The organism is Actinoplanes subtropicus (assembly GCF_000721705.1).
GTDB lineage: Bacteria > Actinomycetota > Actinomycetes > Mycobacteriales > Micromonosporaceae > Actinoplanes > Actinoplanes subtropicus.
In genome coordinates, this window is record NZ_JOJL01000031.1 from 144,751 (window position 1) to 157,100 (window position 12,350).

At 71.0% G+C, this 12,350-nt stretch carries 10 protein-coding genes; 2 read left to right on the top strand and 8 right to left on the bottom strand.

What is annotated here, in order from left to right:
* Positions 1–53: 53 nt before the first annotated feature.
* From rlmB to IH26_RS0138240, 4 genes are all read right to left on the bottom strand, one after another.
* The gene (rlmB, locus tag IH26_RS0138225; RefSeq protein WP_030441170.1) at positions 54–1,184 is read right to left on the bottom strand and encodes a 23S rRNA (guanosine(2251)-2'-O)-methyltransferase RlmB; all 1,131 of its coding nucleotides are present in this window, start codon (positions 1,182–1,184) and stop codon (positions 54–56) included.
* Positions 1,184–2,596 (bottom strand): cysteine--tRNA ligase, encoded by a 1,413-nt coding sequence (cysS, locus tag IH26_RS0138230; protein WP_030441171.1) that lies wholly within the window; start codon positions 2,594–2,596, stop codon positions 1,184–1,186. Before cysS ends, rlmB begins: the two co-directional genes overlap by 1 nt.
* A gap of 22 nt (positions 2,597–2,618) precedes the next feature.
* Entirely contained in the window at positions 2,619–3,974 is a 1,356-nt protein-coding gene (locus IH26_RS0138235) for a class II fumarate hydratase (protein ID WP_051809261.1), read from the bottom strand.
* A gap of 225 nt (positions 3,975–4,199) precedes the next feature.
* Complete coding sequence (locus IH26_RS0138240) at positions 4,200–7,094, bottom strand: AfsR/SARP family transcriptional regulator (protein ID WP_030441173.1); 2,895 nt, start codon at positions 7,092–7,094, stop codon at positions 4,200–4,202.
* 301 nt (positions 7,095–7,395) lie between these two features.
* Here IH26_RS0138240 and IH26_RS0138245 point away from each other — a divergent pair, with 301 nt between their 5' ends.
* A complete protein-coding gene (locus IH26_RS0138245; protein ID WP_030441174.1) occupies positions 7,396–7,920 on the top strand; it encodes a hypothetical protein in 525 nt (174 codons plus the stop codon).
* On the opposite strand, the gene hisC is transcribed toward IH26_RS0138245, so the two are convergent.
* The 4 genes from hisC to hppD form a co-directional block, all read right to left on the bottom strand.
* Positions 7,912–8,997, bottom strand: a complete 1,086-nt coding sequence (gene hisC / locus IH26_RS0138250) for a histidinol-phosphate transaminase (RefSeq protein ID WP_030441175.1) — start codon at positions 8,995–8,997, stop codon at positions 7,912–7,914. The two genes, IH26_RS0138245 and hisC, sit on opposite strands and share 9 nt — an antisense overlap.
* Positions 8,994–9,962: an RDD family protein gene (locus IH26_RS0138255; RefSeq protein WP_030441176.1), complete on the bottom strand. Its 969-nt coding sequence runs from the start codon at positions 9,960–9,962 to the stop codon at positions 8,994–8,996. Before IH26_RS0138255 ends, hisC begins: the two co-directional genes overlap by 4 nt.
* Positions 9,959–10,483, bottom strand: a complete 525-nt coding sequence (locus IH26_RS0138260; protein ID WP_034216801.1) for an RDD family protein — start codon at positions 10,481–10,483, stop codon at positions 9,959–9,961. The genes IH26_RS0138255 and IH26_RS0138260 overlap by 4 nt, the downstream gene beginning before the upstream one ends.
* A gap of 139 nt (positions 10,484–10,622) precedes the next feature.
* Entirely contained in the window at positions 10,623–11,753 is a 1,131-nt protein-coding gene (gene hppD / locus IH26_RS0138265; protein ID WP_030441178.1) for a 4-hydroxyphenylpyruvate dioxygenase, read from the bottom strand.
* Between the two features lie 88 nt (positions 11,754–11,841).
* Here hppD and IH26_RS0138270 point away from each other — a divergent pair, with 88 nt between their 5' ends.
* A complete protein-coding gene (locus IH26_RS0138270) occupies positions 11,842–12,327 on the top strand; it encodes an Lrp/AsnC family transcriptional regulator (RefSeq protein WP_030441179.1) in 486 nt (161 codons plus the stop codon).
* The last annotated feature ends 23 nt before the right edge of the window (positions 12,328–12,350 follow it).

Genomic DNA, 12,350 nt, shown 5'->3' on the forward strand with positions numbered 1-12,350 from the left:
CCGGCTCTCCGGTGTCCAATGGGGACTCGGCCGAACCGTACGGTATCGGGATCTTATTGGTCGTAAAGCCGGCGGCGAGCCACCTCGGCCAGGGTGACGGCGGCCGCCACGCTCGCGTTCAGCGACTCCACGTCGGAGGCCATCGGGATGCTCACCCGCAGGTCACAGGTCTCGCCGACGAGGCGGGAGAGGCCGCGGCCCTCGGAGCCGACCACGACCAGCAGCGGGCCGATCGCGGCCTCGAGCTGGTAGAGATCCGTCTCGCCGTCCGCGTCGAGGCCGATCGCGGTGAAGCCCGCCTTCTGTGCCGTCTTGATCGCTCGGGTCAGGTTGACCACCTGGGAGACCGGGACCCGGGCGGCGGCTCCCGCGCTGGTCCGCCACGCCGTCGCGGTGATGCCGGCGGCGCGACGCTCGGTCATGAAGACGCCGTGCCCGCCGAACGCGGCCACCGACCGGATGACCGCGCCCACGTTGCGCGGGTCGGTCACCCCGTCCAGCGCGACCAGCAGCGGCGCGGTCTGCTCCAGCGCGGCGGCGATCAGGTCGTCGAAGTCCTCGTACGCGAACGGCGGCACCTGCAGGCCGATGCCCTGGTGCAGCACGCCGCCGGTCATCCGGTCGAGCTCGTTCCGCCCGATCTCCAGGATCGGGATGCCGCGGTCGCCGGCGGTCCGGACGATCTCGGTGACCCGCTCGTCGATGTCGATGCCCTGGGCCACGTAGAGCGCCGTAGCGGGCACCGCGGCCCGCAGCGCCTCGACCACCGGGTTGCGGCCGAGCAGCAGCTCGGGGCCCTCCTTGGTGGGGTTGGAGCGGCGGCCCGGGGCGATCCGCGGCCCGGTGCGGAACTGGGCGCCACGGCCGCGCTGCGGGGTGCCCCGGCCGCCCTGCGGGGTGCCACGGCCGCCGCCGCGACCCCAGGTGGTGTCCTTGCTGCCGGGCTGGCCGACCTTGGGCGCGCGGCCCTCGGAGGCCGCGGCGCGACGCTCGTTCTCCTGCTTGCGGGCGGTCTTGTTGGGCAGTTTCTCGGTGCCCGAGTAGCCCTTGTGCCAGGGGCGCTCGTCGGCCGGCAGGGTGCGGCCACGGCCCTTGAGGCTGTCCTTGTTCTTGCCTCCGGAACCCTTGACCGCGCCCTTCTTGGCGACGACCCGTTTGCTGACATTTCGGGAATTGCCCGGCATCAGTGCTCTCCTACCGTCCAGCGCGGACCGGCCGGAGTGTCCTCCACCTGAATTCCCGCGTTCTTCAATTGGTCACGGACCGAGTCGGCGGCCGCCCAGTCCTTGCGCGTCCGCGCCTGCGCCCGCTGCTCGAGCGCGAGTTTCACCAGGGCGTCGACCACCGGCTTGAGGTCGCTCTTGGCCTCGCCGGCGTTCCAGGCCGGGTCGAGCGGGTCGAGCCCGAGCACGCCCAGCATGGCCCGCACCGCGGTCAGCGCGCCGCGGATGCCGGCCTCGTCACCGGCCGCCAGCGCCGTGTTGCCCTCGCGGATCGTGTCGTGCACGACGGCGAGCGCGGCCGACGTGTTGAGGTCGTCATTCATCGCCGCGGCGAACGACGGCGGCACGTCCTTGGGCCGGCCGGGGCCGACGATCTCGGCGGCCCGCTGCACGAAACCCTCGATCCGCCGGTACGCCACGGCCGCCTCGCGCAGCGCCTCGTCGGAATAGTCGATGCGCGAGCGGTAATGCGGGGTGCCGAGGTAGTACCGGAGCTCGACCAGGCGCAGGCCCATCGCCTGCACGGCGGCCACGTCGATGACGTTGCCCAGCGACTTGCTCATCTTGGCCGCGCCGAGGTTGAGCAGCGCGTGGTGCACCCAGTACCGGGCGAACTTGAGACCGGCCGAGCGGGACTGGGCGATCTCGTTCTCGTGGTGCGGGAAGGTCAGGTCGAGGCCGCCGCCGTGGATGTCGAACTCGTCACCCAGGTAGCGCCGGGCCATCGCGGAGCACTCGATGTGCCAGCCGGGACGGCCGCGGCCCCACGGCGACGGCCACGAGGCATCGGCCGGCTCGTCGGCCTTGATGCCCTTCCACAGCGCGAAGTCGCGGTAGTCCCGCTTGTCCGGCTCGCCGCCGTCGGTCGGCGGGCGCATGTCATCGGGATTCTGGCCGGAGAGGGCGCCATATTCCGGATATGACGGAACGTCGAAGTAGACATCGCCGTTGCCGCCGGCCGCCGGATAGGCGTGACCGCGCGAGATGAGCTCGGCGATCAGCTCATGCATCTCCGGGATGTGGCCGGTCGCGAGCGGCTCGTAGGTCGGCGGCAGGACGTTGAGATCGCGATAGTTCGCATCCAGCACCAGCTTGTTCGCGAAGGCGATCGCCCAGAACGGCCGGCCCGACGCGTTGGCCTTGTCGAGAATCTTGTCGTCGACGTCGGTGATGTTGCGGACGAAGGTGACCTCGTGGTTGGTGTGCAGCAGCCAGCGCCGCAGCACGTCGTAGTTCACCGCGGACCGCAGGTGACCGATGTGCGGCACGGACTGCACGGTCAGGCCACACAGGTAGATCCCGACCTGACCGGGCGTCTTCGGGACGAAATCCCGGACGGATCGGGTCGCGGTGTCGTACAAGCGCAGCGTCACCGTACAAGGGTAGCGAGCTTGCTCACGGACGGGTCATCCGGAGCACGTCGAGAGCCTGGTCCAACTGCTCCTCGGTCAGATGTCCGTCAGCCACGTGCCCGCGCTCGATCACCAGCTCCCGGATCGTCCGCCCGGAGGCGAGCGCGGCCTTCGCGATCGCCGCGCCCTCCTCGTACCCGATGTACCGGTTGAGCGGGGTGACGATCGACGGCGATCCCTCCGCGTAACCGAGCGCGACCTCGACGTTCGGCTCCAGCCCGGCGATGCAGCGGTCGGCGAGCAGCCGGGACACGGCGGCCAGCAGCCGGATCGACTCGAGCAGGTTGCGGGCCATCACCGGGAGCATCACGTTGAGCTCGAAGTCGCCCTGGGTGCCGGCGAAGGCCACGGTCGCGTCGTTGCCGATCACCTGGGCGCAGACCTGGCGGACCGCCTCCGGCACCACCGGGTTCACCTTGCCCGGCATGATCGAGGAGCCGGGCTGCAGGTCGGGCAGGCGCAGCTCGCGCAGGCCGGCCCGCGGCCCCGAGCCCATCCAGCGGATGTCGTTGACGATCTTGTAGAGCCCGACCGCGATCGTCCGGAGCTGGCCGGACGTCTCGACCAGGCCGTCCCGGGCGCCCTGCGCCTCGAAGTGGTTGGGCGCCTCGGTCAGCGGCAGGCCGGTGGTCTCGGCCAGCCGCGCGATCACCGCGGGGGCGAAGCCGGGCGGGGTGTTCACGCCGGTGCCGACGGCGGTGCCGCCCAGCGGGAGCTCGGCCAGCCGCGGGAGGGCGGCGTGCAGCCGGGCGACGCCGTTGGCGACCTGCTGGGCGTACCCGGAGAACTCCTGCCCGAGGGTGACCGGGGTGGCGTCCATCAGGTGCGTCCGGCCGCTCTTGACCACGGTGGCCCACTGCTCGGCCTTGGCACTGAGCGCGCCGGCCAGGTATTCCAGGGCCGGGATCAGGTCGGACACCACCGCCTGGGTCGCGGCCAGGTGGATCGACGAGGGGAAGACGTCGTTGCTCGACTGCGAGGCGTTGACGTGGTCGTTCGGGTGCACCGGGCGGCCCAGCTCGCGGGCCGCGAGGGTGGCGATGACCTCGTTGGCGTTCATGTTCGACGAGGTGCCCGACCCGGTCTGGAACACGTCGATCGGGAACTGGTCGTCGTAACCCCCGGCGGCCACGTGCGCCGCCGCCGTCGCGATCGCCTTGGCAAGATCTTCATCGAGTACGCCGAGGGCCGCGTTGACCTGCGCGGCCGCCCCCTTGATCTGGGCGAGCGCGGCGATGTGGGCCGGCTCGAGCCCACGGCCGGAGATCGGGAAGTTCTCCACCGCCCGCTGGGTCTGCGCCCGCCAGAGAGCGTCGGCCGGCACCCGGACCTCGCCCATCGTGTCCCGCTCGACCCGGTAGCCACTCTGCTCGGTAGTCACCGCTCCATCGTCCCTCGCCCCGCGGCGGCCCGCAGTTGATCCTCGCCACCCAGCCGGCGCCGGGCGTCGAACCGCGCCGGCACCTGAATCTCGGTGAAGATCCCCAGCGCTAGGCGCCATTGCTTGCGGGCGGCTCCGGGATCGGTGCCGGCGAGACAGTCGCCGAGGCCGAGCTGCGGTACTTCACGACGCCGCCGCGAGCCGCCGTTCCACCTCGAACCGCTCCGGCACGCCCAATTCGCGGAATGTTTCCAACGCCACCAGCCACGAGCGACGGGCCTGCTCCGGATCACCACCGGCGAGGCACTCGGCGATCCCGGCGTCGGCGCGCGCGGCCAGATAGGCCATCCCGTGCTTCTGGGCGTACCCCAGTACCCGCCGGTGCAGCTCGAGTGCGCCCACGCGGTCCCCGGCCGCCCCGCGGGTGCTCGCGAGATCCTGGAGGAACTCCACCTCGTACAGCCGGTCCGAGGTCCGCCGAACGATCGAGATCGCCGCCTCGTGCATCGCCATGGCGTCGTCGTGCCGGCCCCGGTAACGGAGCACGATGGCCTTCTCGTTCAGCACCTCCGCCTCGATCGCCCGGTTGCCGCTCAAACGCGTAAGCCGCAGGGCAGCGGCGACGTATCGATCGGCGGCCGCCAGGGAGCCCAGGCCGGCCTCCCGCTTGTACTTCTGGATATTGAGCAAGGCGATGGCGGTAAAACCGGTGTCGCCTTGCTCGACCGAGAGGAACAGCGCGCGCCGGCAGTACCGCAGCGCCTCCGCGTACTGGCCGAGCCGCGCATATCCAAAGGCCAGATGCGTGAGTGCCGAGGATGAGTAGGTGGCATCCGGGTAAAGGGCGCGCAGCCGCAAAGTCTCCTGTCCCGCGGCGACGCACTCGGCGAATCGGCCGGCTGCGGCACAGACGCCGGCCCGGTTGCCGAGCGTGGTCGCGACCGCACGCCAGTTGCCCAGCTGCTCGTGCAGGCGGATCGAGCGGTCCACCATCTCCAGGGCGCGCGGGTAGTCGAACACCCGGATGTACGCGGACGCGAGGTAGTTCGCAACGATGGCGATGCCCTGCCGATCGCCAGTCTTCTCGACGCCGCGCATGCTCTGCTCGAAAACCGCTCGCAGGTCGTCGTTGTAGCCGCCGTTGAACAGGAACCACCACGCCGCCCGCGGGATCCACCAGGCGTACCGGGAGTCACCAGCCATCTCGACGCAGGCACCCAGCTGCGGTCGCTCCCATTCGAAGCGAGCCACCGGATCGGTCAGCGCGGCGATCAGATCGGGGCGCATCGGCTCGTGCGTGCCGATGTCCCGTCGCAGCCTGGTCCGGTCCCGGGGTGGCAACGCCGCCGCGAAGGCGTGCGTCTGCAGGTCCAGAACCGCCTCGGCAGCCTCCGGCGGCAGCTCACCGGCGAGCGCGGCCGCGTACTCGCGGAGCAGGTCGTGCAGGCGGAAGATGCCGGGCTCGGGCTCGTCCAGCAGGTGTCCGTCGATCAGGTCGTCGAGGAGGTCCTGCGCCTCGTCCAGCGGCAACCCCGCCAGGGCCGCCGCGGCGAGACCGTCGAACAGCGGCGCGGGGTACGCCCCCAGCAGCCGGAACAGCCGCCGCGCCGACTCGCCCAGCTGGCCGTACGAGAGAGCGAACGCGGCCGCCACCGACCGGTCCTCGGCGGCGAGCTCGGGCAGCGCCGACTCGCCCAGCCGCCGGACCAGATCGGCCACCCGCCACCGTGGCCGATGCGCCAGTCGTGCCCCGGCCAGCCGCAACGCCAGCGGCAGCCCGCCGCAGCGGCGCACCACCTCCGCCGCCGCCGCCGGCTCCGCCGCGATCCGGCCGCCGGCGATCCGGGCCAGCAACGCCAGCGCATCCTCGGACGAGAGCACGGCGAGCGACTCGGGGTGCACGCCGTCCAGGCCGATCAGCCGCCGCCGGCTGGTCACCAGCGCCGCGCTGCCCGGCCCGGTGGGCAGCAGCTCGGCCAGCTGCGCGCTGGAGTACGCGTTGTCGAAGATCACCAGGGCCCGTCGCGCGGCCAGCTCGTTACGCCACAGGGTGATCCGGTCAGGCAGCTCGGCGGGGATCGCGGCGGCCGGAATGCCCAGCTGCCGGAGCAGGATCAGCAGCGCGGCGCCCGGCTCGAGCGGCTGCTCGGCGCTGTGCCCGTGCAGGTCGACGAAGAGATGGGCGTCCGGATAGCGGGGGCCGACCAGCGACGCCACGTGCAGGGCGAGGGTGGTCTTGCCGCTGCCCGGCATGCCGTCGATCACCGCGATCGCGGGGTCGCCGCGGTCCAGCTCGGCCAGCAGGCGGGCGACCACGTCCGCACGCCCGGTGAAATCGCCGACCGTCCGGGGCAGGCTGCGGACCTGCGCCGCCTCCCCGCCGTTCAACACCCGCCGGTGTACGTCCTGCAGCTCCACGCCCGGCTCGATGCCCAGCTCCTCGACCAGCAGGTCGCGGGTCCGGCGAAACTCGGCCAGCGCGTCGGCGACCCGGCCCGCTCCCGCCAGCGCCCGGATCAGCTGGCCGCGCGGCCGTTCGCGCAGCGGGAACCGCTCGACCGCCGTGCCCAGCGGGCCGATCAGCTCGCGGTCGCGGCCGGCCGCCAGCTCCAGCTCGGCCCACTCCTCCACGGCCGCCACGTACTGCTCGTCGAGGGCCGCGGCGCCGGCCCGGATCGGTTGGCTGTCGATGCCGACCAGCGCCTCGCCGCGCCACAGATCCAGCGCCTCGCGATAGAGCGCCGCGTCGCGGCCGGCCCGGGCCTGGGCCACCAGACGGGTGAAAAGGGCGACGTCCAGATCGTCCGGAGCGCAGGTCAGGCGATAGCCGGCCGGGTCGCTGCCGATCGTCTCCGGGGGCAGGCGGCGGCGCAGCCGGGACACGCAGATCTGCAGCTGGCTGCGGGCGGTCGAGGGTGGCCCGATACCCCACAGCGCCTCGGCGAGCGTGGCGTGGTCGACCACCCGACCGGCGTGCAGGAGTAACGCGGCGAGCAGGATCCGATCACGCCCCGCAGTAATCGCTACTGGCTGTCCATCCTCGGTGACGGACAGTGGCCCTAGAATGCGGTATCGCATGTGCGCGACTCCGATCCGTAAGTGCCCGAGCCTAGCCGGGCCGGCGATAGCGGATCGACAGCGATCCGATAGCGCGACACGGCAGTCTAGGCGAACGTCGCCCCACCGTGGATGTTCCCAAGGCATCGCCCCAGCGCGGTGGGGCTTCGTGGCAGTACCCAACGGGGGAGGTGCAGCCCGCCCGGGCGGTGAGCACGGGCGGGCTGTTCGTATCGCGATGATCACTCTCGGTTGGACGACACCGGCATCGGAACGTAACGTCGGCAAGGTTCGCCCGTCCCCGACGAGAAGGATCTTCCTGATGCGACGCGCCATCCTGGCCGTGATCGCCGGCGGCACCCTGCTGGCCGGCGCCGCCTGCGACAGCGACGCGAAGGCCAAGACCCAGGCCGCGGACCCCGCCCGGAGCGCCGCTACCGCGGCGCCGAGCAGCGAGCCGGCGCCCGACTACTCGGCCAGCACCAAGCTGGTCTGCGGCAAGCTCCAGTCGCTGTACACCAACGAGTTGCGCGCGTTCGGCACCGCGATGGGCCGCATGGTCACCTACAAGGAGGCCAAGCAGACCGCCGACGCGGAGAAGGCCGAGGCCACCGCGGCCGGCCAGCTCAAGGCGGCGGCCACGAAGATCCGCACGGCGACGGCCGAGGCCGAGGACCCGCAGTTCCAGGCGGCCGGCCGGGTCTCCGCGGCGAAGCTGGAGAGCAGCGCCGCCGACCACCGCTACATGGACCAGGTCAAGTCGATGGCCGACCTCAACAGGACGGTCCAGGCGCAGTTCACCGAGTGGCTGACCCCGGTCGCCGGTTACTGCGGCACCTCAGGCTAGGTCGAGGGCGACCTCGGCGGCGGCCAGGAAAGCGTCGTTCTCCTCCGGCGTGCCGATCGTGACCCGGACACCATCGCCCTGGAACGGGCGCACGATCACCCCGCGCGCCTCGCAGGCCGCGCCGAACTGCGCCGCCTGGTCGCCCAGCGGCAGCCAGACGAAGTTGGCCTGGCTCTCCGGCACGTCCACGTGCAGTTTGCGCAGCGCCTCGGTGACCCGGGCCCGCTCGGCGACGACCAGCGCGCAGCGGCGCTTGACCTCGGGTTCCTGCGGCAGCGCGGCCAGCGCCGCGGCCTGCGCGACCAGGCTGGTCGAGAACGGGGTGAGCACCTTGCGGATCGCGGCGGCCACCTCGGGCTGCGCGACCAGGAAGCCCATCCGCAGGCCGGCCAGGCCCCACGCCTTCGACATCGTGCGCAGCACCAGCACGTTCGGCCGGTCGGCGTACGTGGTGATGCCGTCCGGCACCTCCGGGTCGGTGACCATTTCCCGGTACGCCTCGTCCAGCACCACCAGCACGTCGGACGGCACGTCGGCGAGGAACCGGTCGAGCTCCGCCCGGCGTACCGCGGTGCCGGTCGGGTTGTTCGGGTTGCAGACGAAGACCAGCCTGGTCCGGTCGGTGATGGCGTCGGCCATCGCGCCGAGGTCGTGCGCGTGCCCCGCGGTGTTCGGCACCCGCACGCTGCTCGCGCCGGAGCCGGCCGAGATGATCGGGTACGCCTCGAACGACCGCCAGGCGTAGACGATCTCGTCGCCCGGCAGGCAGGTGGCCTTGACCAGGATCTCGGTCAGCCCCACCGAGCCGCAGCCGGTGACGATCCGGTCGGCGGTCACGCCGTACCGCTCGCCCAGCGCCTCACGCAGCTCGACCGCGCCCATGTCGGGGTAGCGGTGCGAGGAGAGCATCGCCTCGGTCACCGCCTCGACGACGCCGGGCAGCGGCCCGTACGGCACCTCGTTGCTGGCGAGCTTGATCGCCTCGGCGATGCCGAGCTCGCGAGTCAGGTCGGCGAGGTTGCGGCCGGGCACGTAGGCGGGCAGTCCGTCCAGGTCGGCGCGGGTGAGGCGGGTCATCGTCGTCCCTCGTTCTGGTCTTGGGTTGCCGAAATGTCGGCGGGCTGCCTGCTGTGCGGGGGCAGGGCGATGACGACCGTACGCGCGGTCTTGTCGTGGTACGCCTGCCGGAGTTGCTGGTCGAACACGGGCGAGAGCGAGTCGATGAACTGCAGGACCAGCCCTATCCCGTAGCAGCTCCACGCCGGGGTCCACAGGCCGAGCCGAGCCCAGCGGCCGAAGGCGCGGCCGAAGCCGAGCGGCTCGGTGTTCTCCAGCGCGACCACCTTGATCCGCATGATCCGTTTGCCCAGGGTCTGCCCGCTGCCGGCGGTCGCCGGCGCCTCGTAGAGCAACCACAACAGGGTGGCCACGATCAGCATGGCCAAGAGCAGCCCGTCCATCCGGGAGAAGGCCGCGGACTGCGTGGCGAAGGCACTGCCGCCGTTCGCCATCGTATTCATCGTGTCGCGGTAGAGCGGCAGGAACTCCTGCCACCACTGGTACGCGAACCAGCCGTTGCCCACCACGTTGAGCAGCAGCACCGCCGCAATGTCGAACAGCCGGGCGACCAGGCGCGGGCCCAGCCCGGCCAGCGCGAAGCCGTGCGGGCGGGCCTCGACCGGATACGGATACGCCCCGATCTGCTGCCAGGCCGGCGGCTGCTGCCATCCCGGCGGGGGCTGCCAGCCGGGCGGGGGCTGCCAGCCGGGCGGGGGCTGCCAGCCGGGCGGGGGCGGGGGCATCGGACCCCAGCCGGGCGGGGCCTGCTGCTGCGGCGGCGGCATCCAGGACGGCGTCTCGACCGGCGCCTCGGCGGGCGCGCCGACCAGGGTGGCGGGCGGCGGCTCCTCGACCGGGGGCGGGCCGTCCGGCGGGACCGCGTCGGCCGGGATGGCCTTTCCGATCCAGCCCTCACCGTCCCAGTAGCGCTGGGTGGTGGTGTCGGCCGGATCCTTGTACCAGCCGGCGGGCAACGAACTCATGCGGAAACCTTAACCACCACGGTATGGGCCGCCTTGTCGTGCAGGGTCTGCAGGTACGGCTTGTCCCACAGCTGCCACAGCCCGTCGAGATAGTTGAAGAACGGGACGAAGGTGCCGGCGATGAACTGGACGAGGTAGCGCTTGGCCGCCATACCGCGGGTCAGCCGGGCCGACGGATCGATCGGCACCACCCGGATCTTCATGATCTTCTTGCCCAGCGTCTCGCCTTTCCGGTGCATGTACTCGACGAAGTACCCGTAGTAGACGAGCAGGATGAAGACGAAGAAGCCGGCCTCGAACAGCAGGAACGGCAGGAGGAAGTCACGGAAGAAGACCTCGCCGGAGGCGTTGTCCTCGACGCCGTGGCCGGGCAGCCACCAGTGTGCGGCCACCAGGACGGCCGGCACCAGGACGATCATGCTGCCGAACCCGAGGATGACCCCGTCGATGAGGTACGCGGCGAGGCGCGTCCCGAAGTCGGCGAGCGGCACGCCGGCCGGGCTGACCGGCAGCGGCCGCATCGGCCAGTAATACCCGGGCGGCGGCAGATAACCGGGATAAGGCGGATAAGGCGGCCGAATCGGCTGGGGTGGGCCGCCGGGCACCGCCGGTTGACCCGACGGTGGCCCGTACCCCGGAGACTGCGTCACGCGCTCAGTGTTACAGGTTGCCGCGAAGCTCCTGCTCCCGCTCGATGGCCTCGAAGAGCGCCTTGAAGTTGCCCTTGCCGAAGCCCAGCGACCCGTGCCGCTCGATCAGCTCGAAGAAGACCGTCGGCCGGTCCTGCACCGGCTTCGTGAAGATCTGCAGCAGGTAGCCGTCCTCGTCCCGGTCGACCAGGATCTTGCGCTTCTTGAGCTCCTCGATCGGCACCCGCACCTTGCCGATCCGCGCCCGCAGCGTCGGGTCGTCGTAGTAGGAGTCCGGCGTGTCGAGGAACTCGCAGCCGGCCGCCACCATCGCGTCGACGCTGCGGATGATGTCGTTGGTGGCGATGGCGATGTGCTGGGCGCCCGGGCCGCCGTAGAACTCGAGGTACTCGTCGATCTGCGACTTGCGCTTCGACACGGCCGGCTCGTTCAACGGGAACTTGACCTTGCGGCTGCCGTCGGCGACGACCTTGGACATCAGCGCGGAGTAGTCGGTGGCGATGTCGTCACCGATGAACTCGGCCATGTTGGTGAAGCCCATGACGCGGCCGTAGAACTCCACCCACTCGTCCATCTTGCCGAGTTCGACGTTGCCGACCACGTGGTCGACGGCCTGGAAGTAGCGCTTCTCCGGAGGGGAGACGATCGGCGCGCGGGTCACGAAGCCGGGCAGGAAGGGGCCGTCGTAGCCGGAGCGGTCGACCAGCGAGTGGATGGTGTCGCCGTAGGTGGCGATCGCCGCGATCCGGACCGTGCCGTGCTCGTCCTTGACGTCGTACGGCTCGCTCACCCCGCGCGCGCCCGCGTTGATCGCGTGCAGGTACGCGGCGTCGACGTCGGGCACCTCGAGCGCGATGTCGTAGATGCCGTCGCTGTGCTTGACGACGTGCTCGGCGCCGGGCGCCCCGGTGTGCACCGCGCCCGTGATCAGGAATCGGGCCGCGCCGCTAACCAGCACGTACTCCGCGTGGTCGCGATAACCCTGCTCGGGCCCGCGATAGGCGACACAGGTCATGCCGAAGGCGGTCGAGTAGTAGTGGGCCGCCTGCTTCGCGTTGCCCACCAGGAATTGGAGGTAGTCGACGCCCTTGACGGGGAAGACGTCGGACGTCGTTGTCGTATGTTCCATCGTCTGCGTCATGTGCCGAGGCTGCCCCTGTCGGGAACAGTGGGCAACAGTTGACGTTTTCGCTGGACACTCTGCGCAACTCGTACGGTAGCTTGCGGGTATGACCATGCAGGTTGTCCAGCTCGACGCGCTCGATGCCCGGATCGTGGAACTGCTGGAAGCGGAGCCGCGCATCGGCGTACTCGAAATGTCCCGGCGGTTGGCGGTCGCGCGCGGAACCGTTCAAGCCCGGCTGGACAAACTGATCGCGCGCGGCGCGATCAAGGGCTTCGGGCCGGAGGTCCTTCCGGAGGCGATCGGGTTCGGCGTGATGAGCTTCGTGACGCTGGAGATCAGCCAGCGGTACGGGCATCAGGCCGTCGCCGATCACCTCGCGGAGATCCCCGAGGTGCTGGAGGCACACACCATCACCGGCAGCGGCGACCTGCTGTGCCGGATCGTGGCCCGGTCCAACGCCGACCTGCAGCGGGTGATCGACCAGATCGTCGGCTACGAGGGCATCGTGCGCGCGTCGACCATCATCGCCCTGGCCGAGTTGATCCCCTATCGCACGTTGCCGCTGGTCCGGGCCGCATCCGGCGCATAAGCCGTCGACACGGACATATCGAG

Coding starts and splice junctions, on each gene's coding strand:
- IH26_RS0138235 (WP_051809261.1), bottom strand. CDS start 3,974: ATGGGCGAGGTCCGGGTGCCGGCCGACGCTCTCTGGCGGGCGCAGACC.
- IH26_RS0138240 (WP_030441173.1), bottom strand. CDS start 7,094: ATGCGATACCGCATTCTAGGGCCACTGTCCGTCACCGAGGATGGACAG.
- hppD (WP_030441178.1), bottom strand. CDS start 11,753: ATGACGCAGACGATGGAACATACGACAACGACGTCCGACGTCTTCCCC.
- IH26_RS0138260 (WP_034216801.1), bottom strand. CDS start 10,483: ATGCGGCCGCTGCCGGTCAGCCCGGCCGGCGTGCCGCTCGCCGACTTC.
- IH26_RS0138270 (WP_030441179.1), top strand. CDS start 11,842: ATGACCATGCAGGTTGTCCAGCTCGACGCGCTCGATGCCCGGATCGTG.
- IH26_RS0138245 (WP_030441174.1), top strand. CDS start 7,396: ATGCGACGCGCCATCCTGGCCGTGATCGCCGGCGGCACCCTGCTGGCC.
- rlmB (WP_030441170.1), bottom strand. CDS start 1,184: ATGCCGGGCAATTCCCGAAATGTCAGCAAACGGGTCGTCGCCAAGAAG.
- hisC (WP_030441175.1), bottom strand. CDS start 8,997: ATGACCCGCCTCACCCGCGCCGACCTGGACGGACTGCCCGCCTACGTG.
- IH26_RS0138255 (WP_030441176.1), bottom strand. CDS start 9,962: ATGAGTTCGTTGCCCGCCGGCTGGTACAAGGATCCGGCCGACACCACC.